Origin of the sequence: Streptomyces uncialis, assembly GCF_001905345.1 — a bacterium.
GTDB classification, from domain to species: domain Bacteria; phylum Actinomycetota; class Actinomycetes; order Streptomycetales; family Streptomycetaceae; genus Streptomyces; species Streptomyces uncialis.
In genome coordinates, this window is the sequence record NZ_LFBV01000007.1 from 1 (window position 1) to 14,487 (window position 14,487).

Genomic DNA, 14,487 nt, shown 5'->3' on the forward strand with positions numbered 1-14,487 from the left:
TACAGTGCGGTCAGCAGGGCGTCCAGGTTGTTCGTCACACAACGATCTTGGACGCCCTGTCCGGCGTTCCCAAACACACCATCAGCATTCGGAATGACTCGTCTAGTGGCCCGGCGAAGGCCGGCGGACCGGCGTACGAGTCCTTCTCGACGGTCACGACGTCTTCACCACACCAGCCGAACACCTCCTCCGCCGGGCCCAGGAGCGAGGCTGGACCGTCGACCGCTCTGAGCCGCAGTACCCCTTCATCCCCGGTGTCTCCCTCGGATTCACCCGGGAGACCTCGCAGGACGTCCCGCGCACCAGCGGCGGCCTCCCGGTCCACGTCACCTCGGTTCTCGTCGCCAACGAGCACTACTACGAGCACCGACACCGCAACCGGCTCTGAGGGACATCGGCCCACGACGGAACAGACCGCCATCCAACTCATGGCGCGCCACGGACACGAAGTGCGGCCGCCTCACGCGAGCGTCGGCGACGGGGGAGCGGACGCTGCGGTCGTCCGGGGAGTCCGCCCGTGAAGCCGCGGACGCCCGGCCGGGCACGCGGCCGTCGCGCAGCGTCTCCCTCAGGGCCTGGACCACCGCCACCCCGGTCGGCATCGCCCGCTACGACGCGGCCGTGCGCGAACCGCGGGGGCGTAACTGGCGCACCCACAACCCAGAGTGCGCAAGAACCCGAACGGCAGGACGGACTACGCCCGGCTGATCCTCAGACAACGCGGCTGGACCCTGTTCGCGGAGTTCATGGGCCCGGGACGGCGGCCCGACCAGCCTCACGGCGTCGAGGACGCGTGCAGGAAGAGGCCGACGCCAGCATGGACCGGTCGCCTGACCACGCCGCTCGCAGGACAGACACTCGGGGGAGCGCCCCGCCCCGTCGGTGCCAGCCCCTGTGCTCCGTGGTCGCGCCGCTCCTCGGCACATCCACCGCAGGGATGTACGCCCGCTCTCCTGGCGCCGGGAGGGCACAGACCTTCTCCCTCCGCGCTCCTGCACGGCCAGTCGGTACGAGATCCGAGCCGCGTGGCACCGGCGGCCGAGGTCCCGCAGGGTGGCCTGCTCACGAAGGCCGAAGGGCATGCTAGGTATGGAAACCAGCGGGTTCGTGGAATCTGAAGGCTGCCTTGCTGGGAACCCGCTCGTGGGGTGGGGCTCTCCTGGGAGGCGCAAGCGGGTTCGGTGCAGCTCAGCTCACCCGTGTCCGGCCCCAATGCCGACGAAAAGCACTCGTGGTCTGGCACGGCGGCTGATAGAGATCGCAGATGACTAACGAAGATCTCGGTTCCCTGGACCGTATGCCCGCTGAGCGCTCATGTGAGCGTTTGGTCCTGGAACTCGTCCGAAGGCTTGATCTCGGCGAACCGAGCACGGTGGCCGACCTGTTCACCCCGGACGGAGTCTGGGAGTGGCCGCGTGACGGTCGTCGTATCGAAGGACGCGAAGCCCTTCGCCACTACTTCGGATCCCGGCCGGCGGACCGGCTGTCCAGGCGGATGTGCACGAACATTCTGGTCACTGTTCACTCGACCAACGAGGCAACGGCCACGACCTATTTCGCAACTTACCGGGTCGACGGCTATGCCGAAGGCCTGCTTGTTCCACCCCGGTTGCCAGCAAACATTGGTCACTATGAAGACACCTTCCGCAGGACCGATGGTGTCTGGCTTCTGGCGAAGCGAACTCTGGTCCTGCCGTTCGGTGGGCCGACGGAGCGTCTCGGGGAGCCTGACCACGCAGGCAAGAGCAGCTGATCACAGGCGACGCTTCCTGCGGACGGCCCCGTCCCCTCAGGCTTGTGTGGGGTCGATCGTGAAGCGTTCGGGGTGGGCGGTGCGGACGTAGCGGATCGCGGTGTAGGAGGTGATCCCGAACAGGCGCATCAGCCGGACCGGATCGGCAGTCTCCCGCGCTTCGTCGAGTTTACCGACCGCAGGAGCTCGTGCACCGGCTCTGAACTGCGACGGTTCATACACTACATGTCCGTGATGGCGAGTTGGGGCCGTTGCTGTAGCTCGTCCGGGTGGTCTCGTGGGGGCCCGTCCACCGGGACGGTGGACGGGCTGTGAGGAGGTCAGCGAGGCAGGACCACGTCGCTGATCCCGGGTCGGTGAGGCGGGGCTTCGAGGTCGGCGATGCGTCGGTCTTGGAAGCGCAGTTTGGAGTGGGCAGCCTTGGGCCTTGGTAGTCCTCGCCGAAATGCCGGGCTACTTGATGCGGTCGAGGAAGTCCAGCACTCGATGAGAGACCTGCGCGGCGGCCTGCTCGTCGTAGGGCGGCAGGCTGCTGTCGGTGAACAGGTGCCTGCCGTCGGGATAGAGGAACAGCTCGGCATCCGCCGCCGTCTCGACGAGCGCCCGGGCTGCGTCCACGTCGCCCTCCCCGGCGAAGAACGGATCCGCGTCCATGCCGTGGACCTGGACCGCGACATCGTGGGGCCAGGCGCCGCCGAACTCCGCGACCGGGACGCATGCCTCCAGCAGCAGCCCGCCCTTCGCGCCGGGGCGGGTCTGCGCCAGCTTCTGCGCCGGCAGGACGCCGAGCGAGAACCCGAGGTAGACGAGTTCCGCAGGCAGCCCCTCGGCGGCCGTGGTTCCGCGCGCGATGACCGTGCCGAACCCGGCGTCCTCGGCGTAACCGATGCCCTCCTCGAGGCTGTCGAATACCTGCCCCTCGAACAGGTCCGAGACGTGGACGGTGTGTCCGGCCCGTCGCAGCTGCTCGGCGAACTCACGGACGCCGACGGTCAGCCCGTGCCCGTGGTGGAAAACCAGCACCTCAGCCATGTCGCTCCCCGCGTGCTGCGGTGCCCGGGCGGCGCCGCGGCACGAGTATGGCCCGCGGCACTCACATCTGCGGGTCGTAGCCGGACGGGATCAGATCGTTGAAGCTGGGTCTGCGATTCGGGCTTCGAGGTCGGCGACGCGCCTATCCTGGAAGCGGAGGTTGGAGCGGGCGGCCTTGAGCCGTTCGTCGAGGGTGCGGTTGTCGGCGGTGAGTTGCCGGACGCGTTGTGGGCATGCCGGAACCCTCTCGCCTGGCCTTCTGCAAGCGGGTCAGGCGGGAGCGGGACGTCCGGCAGAACACCACGACTGCCGCCCACGCCGCCCCCCATACACCCGCCGGCCCCGAAGCGCGGCTGCGCAGGGCGGGAACATCCGGACATCACGTCCCGGCGGTCGGCGGCACGGACGCGGAGCGCGACCCCGCCCGGCTGCGGTCCCACCCCTGAGGCGCCCCCGGCCCTGCGAGGCGGACAACACATGGCGTGCCGGCCGGCAGCGGCGAGGAGGGTCGGGCCCGGACCGCCGGTGATGGCCGACGGCCTCTGGTGCCATGGGCCTTCGAAGGGTGCGGACCACCGGCCCGGAAGCCGGCCGGAGATCTGCGGACCACCGGCCCCGAGGGTATGCAACGCCCCTGCTTGTCCCGTCCTCGCGGTGGCTGCCGGATGCCCAGGTGCTGAGTGGCGACGGCAGCCCGGGCTGCGGCGGCATGCCGGGCGAAGGGCGGGGCGGCCGTTCACTTCGCTCCCGCCGGTAGACGCTCTCCGCGCGGACTACATCACCCGCCGGACAGACGGCAGACTGGCAACCCGCATCAGAGGGCCATCGGGCCGAAGTCACCCTGGAAAGCGCTGACGATCTGCTTCAGCCAGCACGGCGAAGTGATCCGCCGGCACTGGATCCGGCCCATCGGCCCCGGGGCCGGCGACCCTCTCCCGACGCCGTCAAGGAGCAAACCATGCGAGCCACCCTGCTCGTCATCTACACCCCGGACCTCGAAGGCTGCCGGACTTTCTACGCCGGCTTCGGCCTGCCCATGGTCCGTGAACAGCACGGGGCCGGCCCCGTGCACTACGCCGCTGAACTCGAGGGCGGCTTCGTCTTCGAGGTGTACCCGGCGGACGGCAAGGAGGCCACCGGACGTGCGCGCCTCGCCTTCAGCGTTCCGGCCGGGCCGCTCCCGACAGGGACACACCGCCTGACCGACCCCGACGGCCGGACCGTCGTCGTGACCGCAGAGCCTGCTGTTGGCAGAAGCTGAAGTCCGGACGGCTGTCACGACGGTGTTCGGTACTGACGTTGTGGTCACGTTCACGGCCCATGGCGGGGGAGCCGTGCGCGCGGGCGGGTGCCCGTGGCCGGCCCGCCCGGGGCCGCCCTGCGGTCCGGCTGCCGACGTGGTGGCGGTGCGGCCTTCCATCGAAGGGCTGCCGCTGAGTTGCACGGGAACCGCGAGCCCGAGGTTCCGGCCCTCGCCACTGCGCCTGGCCGCCGTCCCGGAGGATCTGCTGCCCGAGGTCACGATGACCCAGGCCGAGGCGGAGCTGATGATCAGCCTCTACCTCCACCTGGAGAGCCACCGTGTCGGCCCGCTGTGGGCCACGATCGACGCACAGGCAGCGGCAATCCGCGACCGCCTGCTCGCCATCGTCACCACCGCCGGGGCCGCAGGCTCACGGACTGACATCAACATCACGGTCGCCGTCCGCGACATCTCCGTGGACCAGTGCCCGCACCGCGTCTTCGACCCGGCACCGGCCTTCACGGACCTCGACGAGACCCGCACCGTGGGTCTGCACGAGGTCGCGCACGCCCACAAGGACGGGACTGTGGGCCTGGAGGAGCACGGGCACGAGTACCTGCGTGCGGTCCTGACCTGTGTGGCCCTGTACGGCGGGACCGTTCACCTGGCGACCGTCCCCCTTGACGGATCGGCTGTGCCCGTGGCCACCGAGTCCCTCTACCGGGTCCACTACGACTGGCGATGCGAGCTCGTGGAGGACGCCGAGCAGCGCTAGATCCGCCACCTGAACGACATGATCGCCACCCGGGACGGCAGCCGCTGGCCCCGACCGCCTGTCTGCGCCGTAGGCAGCCTCTGCGCCGGCCCGGGCCCGCATCTTCCTGATGAACTCGGCGCCATCACGCTGGATGTTGGCGTCTCCGGCGCCAATATCGTCGCGCGCGGCCTGGCTCCGCCGTTCTGTCCTCATCGGACAAGAGTCGCACCGCGGCCCACCAGGGGCCACACGATGGAAGGTGCGCGAAGCGGACACGGCGCTGCGGGGCCCCCTGGCGGAGCCGCCATCAGCCGGGGGCCGCCTGATCAGTGGCCCCGGAGGCCCCGGCCGCCGGACTCCGCCAACGCTTTGCCCGTCGCGCCGTGCAGGGCGATCGCGGCCGGTACCGCGTCACCTGGTCACGGCTGAAGCCCGCAGCGATGGCCCCGGCGACCGCTCTTGGGCCGGTACGTCGGCACGGAACCCCTGTGTGGGACCGCATCGGCGAAGGCGCGCTTCGCGCTAAGGATGCCTGCCGGGTCCGGTCCTGATGCCCATGGACCGGATGCCGCTGGACTGAGTGAAGGCCAGGCGCGTGTCAGGCTCGGGCCTTCACCACCACGGGAGCATGTCGGCCGCCGCGCCATTCGGCCCCGGGCCGACGGCGTGGTGCGGTCCGGTCAGCCCGGCTGAGGGAACGCTGCGGGGAAGGGAATGCCGACGTCTGCCAGCACACCCTGGGGGATGCCGTGCCGCATCCAATTCTCGGCTGTCGGCGAGCTCAGCCCGCCGGAGGCGAACAGAACGGACCACGTGCCGTTGTCGTGCGTGAACGACTTTGCCGCTTCCGGCCGGAGGGGGAGGCCGATGTATGCCACGCCGGGCGGGTTCCAGGTGCGGTCGATCGCCCGGGCGTCGGCCCGTGAGCACCACGCGTGAGCGGTCGGCCCCAGAATCATGTCGTCCGCGAACCCTTCCACGTAGGCAGTGTCGTCGGGGGGCTGCCCGGATGCCCAGGCCAGTTATTCCCGGAAGCATGCCCCGGGGACCCCGGGGGCCACCTCCGCGGGGAGGGGGGAAGGGGTGAACCAGCGGCCGTGCGCCATCAGCAGCCCATCGAGGCTCGCGTACCGCCATCCCTCGCGCACGGCGAGACGGTGGGGGAGCAGCCACTGCAGTCTGGACTGCTGCTCGGAGGACTCCTCTTGCTGTTGGGGCATTCCGGGATGGTATCCGGCCCCAGCGGTACCGGTTCTGACTGCGGGGTCCGGGCCCTCACCGCCGTCGGCCGGTGGTTGGAACGGGAACTCGACGGGACGGCCCCGGGCATCCATCGCGTCGTCGAAGCCTGGGTTCGCATCCTCCTCGACGGTGGCCCGCGGTCCGAGCCTCGCTCCCGGCATACGAGACGGGTCTACCTGGGTGGGATCCAGCTGGTGCTGCTGGAGTGGTCCAGCCGCTACTCGGTCTTGTGGCGAAGAGGCCGTCTTCTTCAACCGCTCGCGCTCGGCGGCGGCCAGGGCTGTCGGGCAGGCCCGGGCGATGGGCATGGCAGACGGGCCGATCGGGAGAAGTTGATCACGATGGGTCGCACCCTGCCGCATCGACTGATTCGGCATCGTCCACGCTCTGCTTGATGACCTTGCTTCGGGTGGGTTCAATGAGTCCAGGGCGGCGTGATGGTGCTGCCGTCGGCGAGTTTGGCGCTGAGCCCGACACGTGTGGTGACCCACATGTGCGCGGGCTGGTCGGTGGTGTTGGCAACTGCCAGCTCGGAGCCTGCCGGAGCCACCGCTGCGTCGCCGAAGCCGAGTTCGGCGGTCTCGCCGCCGATGGTGAGCCGCAGGCGACCGGACAGAACGTAGAACGTTTCCTCGTGGCTGATCATGTGGGGCTGGCCCATCGTTCCGGCCGGGATCTCGCCGCGCCAGGCGGCGAGATCCCGGCTGCCCGAGCCCGGGCGGACGTAGGAAACGAAGCGGACACCGTGGATCTCGTGCACGACGGCCTCGTCGCGGCGGATGAACGGCATAGCAGCCTCCTTATGGACAAGTAGCTTGTCCATGAAGACAAGCAGCTTGACCAGTTATAGTCAAGCCCATGGATGACGCTCTGGCCTTCTCCGCTGTCGTGCTGGCACTCTCCGGACAGTTGGTGCAGGAGATCCACGCTCGCGTGTCCCGGCAAGGTTTTGAGGATCTGCGGCCGGCACACGGTTTCGCCTTCGCCCGCATCTCCCTGGGCGACGCCACTACGGCCGACCTGGCAGAGCACCTGGGGGTGACCAAGCAGGCCGGCGCCCAGTTGGTCGAGGAACTGGTCCGCAAGGGATACCTGGTGCGGCATCCTCACCCGCACGATGCCCGAGCCCGGCTCCTGGGGCTTACCGAGGCCGGTTGGGCTGCCACTCGCGCCGCCGACCAGGCTGCCCGGGCAGCCGTCGCACCATGGCGAGAAGCGCTGGGAGAGGCGCGCTTCAGTGAACTTGTCGCCGACCTGACCCGGCTTACGCCACAGGGGCCGATCCGCCCTCCGTGGTGAGCCAGTAAGGCACTGGCCTGGGCTGTCGCAGGTCACCGAGGAGGAGTCAGGACAACGGATTCGCGCCTCCCGTGTCGGGATGCGCAGCAAGTCGCGGATCCCGCAATCCCCGAAGAACTTCTGTAGCCAACCACTTTGCGACAGGGGTCGCAGCGGTCAGGTGCTCGTCAGTGCTGCCGCCTGTTCGTCGTGTTCGCGCAGCATCCGCATGACGGTGGCGGTCGCCTATGAGGCGAACCCGGCCCGGGGAGCCTTGTGCTCGCGCTTCCGTTCTCCGGCACGAGCGCCGGGGTGCTTGCTGTGTTCCGGGAGGGCCCGCCGCACCGGCGTGGCCCGACAGGGAGAGGACTCCGGGGTAGACGGGATCGACCCGTGCGACGACGCAGCGCAGCAGTTGGCCGCAGCCAGGAACCGGACTGCTGCAGCGCACGTCTCCCGCACCATGATCCCAAGCGAGCGCCCAGAGCAGGCGATTTCCACCAGGCTGGTCTCGCCGTCCGCAGTGAGTGTGGATCCGTCGGGGACCAACGACTACAACAGCTTCGCCGAGGCGTACACGGCCGCGAACGAAACCAACCTTGTCAATGCCTACTACGAGCGGCCCGCGATGCTGGCCCTCGCCGGAGAGGTGGCCGGCCGGCGGATCCTCGACGCCGGTTGCGGCTCGGGGGCCCTGTTTGCCGCGCTGCGCGACCGTGGCGCCGTGGTGAGTGGCTTCGACACGAGTGCCGGGATGCTGGAGCTGGCTCGGCAGCGGCTCGGCGGCGGTGCGGACCTGCAGGTGGCGGACCTGGGCAGCGCGCTTCCTTACGCTGATGACACGTTCGACGATGTAGTGGCGTCCCTGGTGCTGCACTACCTGGAGGACTGGGGGCCGGCGCTGGCCGAGCTGCGACGCGTACTCAGGCCCGGCGGTCGGCTGATCGCGTCTGTCGACCATCCCTTTGCCATCAATCTCATACACCGCGAGGCCGGTCGCGAGGCGGAGTGCAACTATTTCGACACCACCAAATGGACCGTGGAGTGGACCGTGGGCGGCCGGACCGCTCTGGTGAGCAGATGGCACAGGCCGTTGCACGCGATGATCGAGGCTTTCGGCGGGGCCGGTTTCAGGATATCGGTCATCAGCGAGCCGGATCCTGATCCCGCCGCCCGCGAGATGTTCCCCGAGGCCATCGCGGCCGAGCCGCGATTCCTGTGCTTCCTGTTCTTCGTCCTGCACGCCGGGTAGTAACCAGAACGGCCTGACCGCTGGGAAGCGGCCGGCTGTTCTCGTCGTCGGCCGCTTTCTCGTCGGTGCTCGGGTCACGCAGCGGGCGCAGCCCGGCTGCCGGCGGGCGGGTGCGGCCGTAGTGGCCGGGGAAGTCCGACGCGACTTCCAACGAGAGCTGACCTGCGACGGGCTCCGGGCCGCCGAAACCGAAGACGAGAAGGGCGGGCACCGCCCAGCCGTCCCAGCCGAAAGGACCGACACCGTCCGCACCGCCTGGCGGACCACGGTGGCCGGGTTGTGCGGGCGGCCGGTCTCCCGCAGGACCTGGAGGGTGTCGTTGCAGGTGTTGCGGAGCACACCCGCGGTGAACTCCAGCTGGTCCGCGTCCAGATGCGCCAGGTGTTCGACGACCGCGACGCGGTCCCGGGCCGCGTAGGCGTGGTGCCCGCCGGTACGGCATCCCGTCCGCTTGGCGGTGCACGTGAGAACGGAGCTGTCAGGGGCGGCCGTCGTAGCGGCCGACCGGCGGGGCTGCTCACCGGTCGTCAGGCGGAGAGGCTGCCGGTTGTCGCGTCAGCACGCCGTGGCAGACTCCTCCCCAGGTCACGGGGGCGCCTGCTCCCCGCGGCGTGGGGAAGGGTACGGACTGTGGGCAGAGCGAAGTGGGCCGCCGCCGTGGTGGTAACGGTCGTCGTGGTCGGAGCCGCGGGGTGCGGCACGGGTGGTTCGGGCGCCGGAGCGGCCGTCACCCCGGCTGCGCCCCCGCCCCAAGGGCACCGGGCCGCTCCCCAGGGAGGTCGTACGCGCGGACCTCGACACCTCGGCCGCCGACGCGGATGTCCCGGCGAACGAGGAGTTCGCCCGTGACGCCGCGGGCGTCCGGCCGGGCACGGCAGCGTCGTGCAGCGTCGCTCTCAAGGCCTGGACGACCGACATCACCGCCACCCCGGTCGACATCGCCCGCTACGACACGGCGGTCCGCGAACTGCGGGAGCGTGACTGGCGGACCCACGACCAGAGGGTGCGCAAGACACCGGACGGGGAGACGGAATACCCAAGGTGATCCTCAAGCAGCGCGGCTGGACCCTCTTCACGGAGTTCATAGGCCCCGGGCACGACGGCCAGATCAGTCTCAGGGCCTTCGAGGACGCGTGCATGAAGAAGGTCGGCGCCGGTATGGACCAGGTCGCCTGACCGCACCGCTCACCCGCCAGGCACCCCGGGAGCTCCGGCCCCGCCGGTGCCGGCCCGTACGTTCACGGCTCCCCGCACCACCGGCCGGCCTGGTCCGAGCACGTCGCGACACGCCACGGCAGGCCAGGAAGAATCCGACCGGGCCTGCGCCGCGCGCCCGCTGGACGGCGGCCAGCGGTGCGGTGACGGCCGCGAGCCGCTCGGGCTGGGGACCGCGATCGGGATGACGATGACGGAACGCGGCATGGCCGCCCCGGCCGCCGGCGGAAGCGTTCTCGCCGCCTGCAAGCCCTCAGTGCCACTCCAGCATGCGCCCCTCGTGCACCACTGGACGCCGCCTCAACTCGGGCGACAGGAGTGGGGCGGACTCCTCGACCGCGACGGACATGTCGTGCAGTGTCTCTGTGAGACCGGGCCGCAGCAGCCGGTACCGGGGGTCGCCGAAGGACATCTCCCCTACCTCTCCTTCGTGGCCGTCCCGGTGGTCCACGAACAACACGTCCCCGGTGTTGGCCTGGGCGAAGGGCACCCACGAGTGGTGCGCCAGCATCCCGACGCCCCAGCCGTTTCCGTCCGCGACGAGGTCCCGCTCCGCGTTGGCGAAGTACCGCTGCCACTCCACGATCCCGGCGGCGTCCAGCAGGCTGTACTGGAGGAAGAAAGCGCCGGGCTCCATGCTCGACGCAGGGGTCACGACCCCACAGCAAACCGACAGCAGCGCCTTCAGCCCGCCGTCCAGAGGGAAGCCGATCTCCCGCTCCAGCGTGCCGAGCTCCTCCGCCCCGATCCCCGGCAACAGCACTGCGTGGTCCTCAGGGGCGTTGTGCCTGAGCCACTCCGTGAAGCGCTGCCAGAGCCGGGGCACCGCCTCGACACCCTTCACCTCGCTCATGGAACGCCACTCCCTTCCACCGGTGGCGGGAAAGAATATCCACCCCGTCACCGGTGCGGCGAATCCGGGCCAGGACCGTGTTCAAGGCTCGGATGGAGCACCGTCTGCTGAAGCTGGAGCTCGCTACCGCCGGGCACCACGCCGAGCCGGAAGTCCGCGGTCCCGGCGGCAACTGGCGGGGCGACGTGATGGCGTCACTGGACTGCGATACGACGGAGGCGAATCATCCGGTACGGGTGCCAGGCTGCGGACAGCGAAGAGTTCGATCTCCTCGGCTACCACTGCTGGGGCGGTCATCAAATCGCCCCGGTCAGCCGCAACAGCTTCTGCCTCCGGATCCGAGGCGGCGACCTCCTCCAGGTCTCCCGCAATCCCTTCGGCGCGCGGTCCCGCAGCGACACCTTCGGAATCGTACCGGCATGACCTTTCACCGCTTCCTGCCTCGCGTCCGCGAAGGCACGCCCGCTCCACTGTCACAGTAACTCGTCACCTGGCTGGGGCCACCTTGCGAAGCACCTCCGGCGATGGCGATCCCGGCGACGCGATGAAGGGCGTTCTGGTAAGCCGCGGCAGTGCCTGGCTTCTTCTGCCAGGTGCGGATGGTGATGGCCGCGGAGTGCAGCGATCCCAGGAGGATGCCGAGGCAGGGAGCGGCCGGTGGCCAACTGGACGAGCATCGGGCTCAGGAGGTGACGCGGATGGTCAGTTCGCGGAGCCGGCAGCCGGTGGCGGCGATGTCGTATCGGCGCGCGTTGTCGAGAGCCGCCTTGCTCAGGGCCTTGCGCCGGTGGGGGGCCCGGCCCATCTCGTCCAGGGCCACGGTCAGTGAGCGTGGGACGCCGGGAGTGTAGGGAACCCCGGCGCCTCCGAGGGTTTCCTTTACACCGGGCAGGTTGGAGTAGACGACCGGAAGCCCGTGGGCCTGGGCTTCGATGAGGACGAGCCCGAAGGCCTCAAGACCTGTGGTGGTGAAGACGAAGGCGTCGAAGTCCGGCAGGAGGCGCCAGAGTTCGGCGCGGGGCAGGAACGGGACGAAGCGGACCCGGTCCCGGAGCCCGAGTTCGACTGCCCGCTGTTGCAGGTGCTCCTGGAGGGTTCCTTCGCCGATCACGGTCAAGTGGTGTGGCTGGTCGGTCAATGAGAGGGCTTCGACTGCGGTGATCGTGGATTTTAGCCGCGCGAGAGCGGGCGGCCCGGCTCCGGGCACAGCAGCAGACCCGCCGGGAAGAGGAGACCCGCCGCCGGCGGGAGGCTGAGCAGGCCAAGCGCCGCGCTGCGTACGCCCAGTGCGGGTGCGCCTTCGAGAGGACCCAGATGTCGTCCGGCACCTGCCCGAAGGAGAGTCGGGCCAGCACCACGGCGAGGACCAGCAGCCAGAGGGAGCGAGGAGCATCACCGCACCGAGGGCCATGCGCGCCTCCAGCCCCTACCACTGTCCGCAGCCGGTCCCGCCACGTGGCTGGCGGTGTGACCGTGATCGCCGCGCGTCCGGGGCACCCCGCTTGCCGGGCGTCATCAGCAGGCGCGCCTGCACGCCCTCGCTCAGGCGCACCGCGGGGATCAGCCCCAGCGCAAGCAGCGACACTGCGGGCACCCATGGCTTGGACGGCAGGTGGGTGTGCCTCGTCCCGTCAATCAGCGGGCGCAGCAGGCAGGTCACTCCGTCATGTGGCGTCCGGAACTGACGGCGAGCCTCCCCCGAACGGGGGAGACGCTCTCCTCGGGCGGCAGAGTCCTGGACCCGTGCCCGGTCGCCACTCCGGCGCCTTGACCAGCATCGACGTCCAAGATCTCACCAAGGAGTACGGCGGCACCCGCGCCGTGCACCGGTTGGCCCTCCGGGGGTTGCAGCCTGTGGTGATCGGATGAACGTCGTGCAACGATCAAGTTATGAGGTTCTGCGTACTTGGATCGTTGAGAGTGTCGAACGGGCAGGGGACAGGGGCGATGTTGACTGGACGCAGAGACAGAGCGTTCCTGGCGGAGATGCTGACCCACGCCGGGCGCGTGGTCTCGGTCGACCACCTCGCCGAGGCGGCATGGCCCGCGCAAGTACCGGTCAATCGGGCCAACGCGGTACATGTCAGGGTGTCGCGTATCAGGTCGCTCTTCCGGTCAATGTCCGACCCGGGTACCGTCATGGCGGTGATGTCGACCGAGCCCGGTGCCTACCGCCTGTGCCCCGACGAAGTCGACGCCGATCAGTTCGAGAAGTTATTGGCGGCAGGCATGCGGGAACGCGACAAGGGGTTCCTCGACAAGGCGGCCGACCTGCTCGAGCGCGCCCTGTCGCTCTGGGAGGGAGAGGCGTTCACAGACGTCACAGCGGGTGACTGCGTCGCCGCGGAAGCCGATAGGCTGACCGAGCTGCGGTTGGTCGCTCTGGAACAGCACACCGATGTGATGCTGGCCATGGGAGCGCATACGCAGGTGGTGAGCAGACTCAAGCCCCTCGTCGCGAGGTACCCGCTCCGTGAGACGTTCCACGGCCACCTGATGACGGCCCTCCACCGGTCCAGCCGCTCGGCCGAAGCCCTCGCCGTCTACGCCGAGCTGCGTTCGAAACTTGCCGACGAGCTCGGCGCCGAGCCGACTTCCGAACTGCGGGACCTGCATCGGTCCCTTCTGGAGCGGGATGCGCAGGACAGCGGCACGGCGAACGCGTGGACGTCGACCAGCGTGTCGCGGTCCGGGTGGGTGTCCCCGTCGCAACTTCCCGCCGACACTCCTGATTTTGTACCAGGTGAGGTCTCCAAGGCCGTTGCTCACGTTTTCACGGCCCGTGACCCCACCACCACGACCGTCGCGGCGATCACGGGCCAGGGCGGGGCTGGAAAGACGACAGTCGCCGTCCACCTCGCGCAACAGTTGCGTTCCTCATTCCCGGACGGACAACTCTACGTCGATCTGGGCGGCAGCGCCGAGCATCCCGCGGAGCCCGAGGCGGTACTCGCCCAGATGCTGAGCGCGATGAACCTTCCTCTGTCGGAGCTGTCCGAGGGCCTCACGGCGAAGGCTGCCTGCTTCCGTGACGGTCTCAAGGGCCGGCGCGTTCTCCTGGTGCTCGACGACGCCGCCGACGAGGCACAGTTGCAGCACCTCCTCCCCGGCAACCCGGAGAGCGGCGTCATCATCACCAGCAGCGCACGGCTCACCGGCATGCCTTTCACCTCCCGCATCGAGCTCAACGACATGAGCCAGCACCAGGCCGTGACGCTTCTCAAGCACGTGGTGGGTGCCGCGCGGGTGGACCAAGAACTGGCCGCGGCTCGCGAAGTGGCTCGCCTCTGCTGCTACCTGCCGTTCGCGCTGCGCATCGCCGGTGCCAGGCTTGCGGCCAAGTCGCACTGGACCTTCGGTGATCTCGCTTCCCGGCTGTCCCACCAGCGCTGGCTCCTGGACGAACTCACCCGCGACTCACTCAGCGTCCGCTCCTGCTTCGCTCCTGCCTATCGTCGCCTGACCGAGGATGAGCGGCGCCTCTTCCGGATGATCGGACTGTCCGGCGTCGGGGTCTCCTCCGCCTTCTCGGCCACCGCAGTGCTGGACCTCCCGGTGCCTGACCACGCTGAGGCGCTGGAACGGCTGGTGGACAGCCGGTTGCTCAAGGTGGTCGACAGGGGTCCGCTGATGTTCCGGATGCTCGGTCTGGCGGCTGCTTTTGCCAGGGAAGTGGCAGAGGCGGACGCGTCGGACACCGAACGGGAGGCGGCGCAGCGCCTGCCGCGCCTTCAGGACCAACAAGCGGTGTTTTGTCTGTCGACATCGTGGGTCCACTGAGAACGGGGGACACGAAAGCGCGGTGCGCAGCCATTTCCGGGCGAGCATCTGATCCTGCGTTGGGTCGGTCCACGGACGTGAT

At 69.4% G+C, this 14,487-nt stretch carries 15 protein-coding genes; 8 read left to right on the forward strand and 7 right to left on the reverse strand.

Features of this window, described 5'->3' with window-relative positions; genetic code table 11:
* Positions 1-34: 34 nt before the first annotated feature.
* Entirely contained in the window at positions 35-373 is a 339-nt protein-coding gene (locus AB852_RS39910) for a hypothetical protein (protein ID WP_178391105.1), read from the reverse strand.
* Between the two features lie 891 nt (positions 374-1,264).
* Between AB852_RS39910 and AB852_RS24810 the strand changes: the two genes are divergently transcribed.
* On the forward strand, positions 1,265-1,753 hold the full coding sequence (locus AB852_RS24810) for a nuclear transport factor 2 family protein (RefSeq protein ID WP_073792421.1): 489 nt from the start codon (positions 1,265-1,267) through the stop codon (positions 1,751-1,753).
* Positions 1,754-2,206: 453 nt separating this feature from the next.
* Here the strand turns inward: AB852_RS24810 and AB852_RS24820 are convergent, their stop codons facing one another.
* Positions 2,207-2,785 (reverse strand): dienelactone hydrolase family protein, encoded by a 579-nt coding sequence (locus AB852_RS24820; RefSeq protein WP_073792423.1) that lies wholly within the window; start codon positions 2,783-2,785, stop codon positions 2,207-2,209.
* Between the two features lie 958 nt (positions 2,786-3,743).
* Between AB852_RS24820 and AB852_RS24830 the strand changes: the two genes are divergently transcribed.
* A complete protein-coding gene (locus tag AB852_RS24830; protein ID WP_073792425.1) occupies positions 3,744-4,046 on the forward strand; it encodes a VOC family protein in 303 nt (100 codons plus the stop codon).
* 145 nt (positions 4,047-4,191) lie between these two features.
* The gene (locus tag AB852_RS24835; protein ID WP_143201275.1) at positions 4,192-4,803 is read left to right on the forward strand and encodes a hypothetical protein; all 612 of its coding nucleotides are present in this window, start codon (positions 4,192-4,194) and stop codon (positions 4,801-4,803) included.
* 662 nt (positions 4,804-5,465) lie between these two features.
* On the opposite strand, the gene AB852_RS24840 is transcribed toward AB852_RS24835, so the two are convergent.
* The 3 genes from AB852_RS24840 to AB852_RS24850 form a co-directional block, all read right to left on the reverse strand.
* Entirely contained in the window at positions 5,466-5,765 is a 300-nt protein-coding gene (locus AB852_RS24840; RefSeq protein WP_073792427.1) for a hypothetical protein, read from the reverse strand.
* Between the two features lie 42 nt (positions 5,766-5,807).
* Positions 5,808-6,005, reverse strand: coding sequence for a hypothetical protein (locus AB852_RS24845; RefSeq protein WP_073792428.1), 198 nt, complete (start codon positions 6,003-6,005; stop codon positions 5,808-5,810).
* A 437-nt stretch (positions 6,006-6,442) separates the two neighbouring features.
* Entirely contained in the window at positions 6,443-6,817 is a 375-nt protein-coding gene (locus AB852_RS24850) for a cupin domain-containing protein (protein ID WP_073792429.1), read from the reverse strand.
* Between the two features lie 68 nt (positions 6,818-6,885).
* Here AB852_RS24850 and AB852_RS24855 point away from each other — a divergent pair, with 68 nt between their 5' ends.
* The 4 genes from AB852_RS24855 (at position 6,886) to AB852_RS41390 (ending at position 9,733) form a co-directional block, all read left to right on the forward strand.
* Positions 6,886-7,326 (forward strand): MarR family winged helix-turn-helix transcriptional regulator, encoded by a 441-nt coding sequence (locus tag AB852_RS24855; RefSeq protein WP_073792430.1) that lies wholly within the window; start codon positions 6,886-6,888, stop codon positions 7,324-7,326.
* 442 nt (positions 7,327-7,768) lie between these two features.
* On the forward strand, positions 7,769-8,557 hold the full coding sequence (locus AB852_RS24860; protein ID WP_178391106.1) for a class I SAM-dependent methyltransferase: 789 nt from the start codon (positions 7,769-7,771) through the stop codon (positions 8,555-8,557).
* A 703-nt stretch (positions 8,558-9,260) separates the two neighbouring features.
* On the forward strand, positions 9,261-9,602 hold the full coding sequence (locus tag AB852_RS24865) for a hypothetical protein (RefSeq protein ID WP_073792432.1): 342 nt from the start codon (positions 9,261-9,263) through the stop codon (positions 9,600-9,602).
* Positions 9,599-9,733 carry a hypothetical protein gene (locus AB852_RS41390; RefSeq protein ID WP_281257833.1) on the forward strand — a complete coding sequence of 45 codons (135 nt, stop codon included), beginning with the start codon at positions 9,599-9,601 and terminating at the stop codon, positions 9,731-9,733. Before AB852_RS24865 ends, AB852_RS41390 begins: the two co-directional genes overlap by 4 nt.
* A gap of 292 nt (positions 9,734-10,025) precedes the next feature.
* Here the strand turns inward: AB852_RS41390 and AB852_RS24870 are convergent, their stop codons facing one another.
* Both AB852_RS24870 and AB852_RS41395 read right to left on the reverse strand, forming a co-directional pair.
* Positions 10,026-10,625 carry an SMI1/KNR4 family protein gene (locus AB852_RS24870; RefSeq protein WP_073792433.1) on the reverse strand — a complete coding sequence of 200 codons (600 nt, stop codon included), beginning with the start codon at positions 10,623-10,625 and terminating at the stop codon, positions 10,026-10,028.
* Positions 10,626-11,307: 682 nt separating this feature from the next.
* Positions 11,308-12,036 carry a glycosyltransferase family 4 protein gene (locus AB852_RS41395; protein ID WP_342748496.1) on the reverse strand — a complete coding sequence of 243 codons (729 nt, stop codon included), beginning with the start codon at positions 12,034-12,036 and terminating at the stop codon, positions 11,308-11,310.
* Between the two features lie 575 nt (positions 12,037-12,611).
* Here AB852_RS41395 and AB852_RS24880 point away from each other — a divergent pair.
* Entirely contained in the window at positions 12,612-14,405 is a 1,794-nt protein-coding gene (locus AB852_RS24880) for an AfsR/SARP family transcriptional regulator (RefSeq protein ID WP_178391107.1), read from the forward strand.
* Positions 14,406-14,487 lie beyond the last annotated feature (82 nt).

Excerpts from the sequence above, each read along its gene's own strand:
- AB852_RS24880 (WP_178391107.1), top strand. The coding sequence starts at position 12,612 with ATGCTGACCCACGCCGGGCGCGTGGTCTCGGTCGACCACCTCGCCGAG.
- AB852_RS24845 (WP_073792428.1), bottom strand. The coding sequence starts at position 6,005 with ATGCCCCAACAGCAAGAGGAGTCCTCCGAGCAGCAGTCCAGACTGCAG.
- AB852_RS24870 (WP_073792433.1), bottom strand. The coding sequence starts at position 10,625 with ATGAGCGAGGTGAAGGGTGTCGAGGCGGTGCCCCGGCTCTGGCAGCGC.
- AB852_RS41395 (WP_342748496.1), bottom strand. The coding sequence starts at position 12,036 with ATGGCCCTCGGTGCGGTGATGCTCCTCGCTCCCTCTGGCTGCTGGTCC.
- AB852_RS24820 (WP_073792423.1), bottom strand. The coding sequence starts at position 2,785 with ATGGCTGAGGTGCTGGTTTTCCACCACGGGCACGGGCTGACCGTCGGC.
- AB852_RS24830 (WP_073792425.1), top strand. The coding sequence starts at position 3,744 with ATGCGAGCCACCCTGCTCGTCATCTACACCCCGGACCTCGAAGGCTGC.
- AB852_RS24855 (WP_073792430.1), top strand. The coding sequence starts at position 6,886 with ATGGATGACGCTCTGGCCTTCTCCGCTGTCGTGCTGGCACTCTCCGGA.
- AB852_RS24860 (WP_178391106.1), top strand. The coding sequence starts at position 7,769 with ATGATCCCAAGCGAGCGCCCAGAGCAGGCGATTTCCACCAGGCTGGTC.
- AB852_RS24850 (WP_073792429.1), bottom strand. The coding sequence starts at position 6,817 with ATGCCGTTCATCCGCCGCGACGAGGCCGTCGTGCACGAGATCCACGGT.
- AB852_RS24810 (WP_073792421.1), top strand. The coding sequence starts at position 1,265 with ATGACTAACGAAGATCTCGGTTCCCTGGACCGTATGCCCGCTGAGCGC.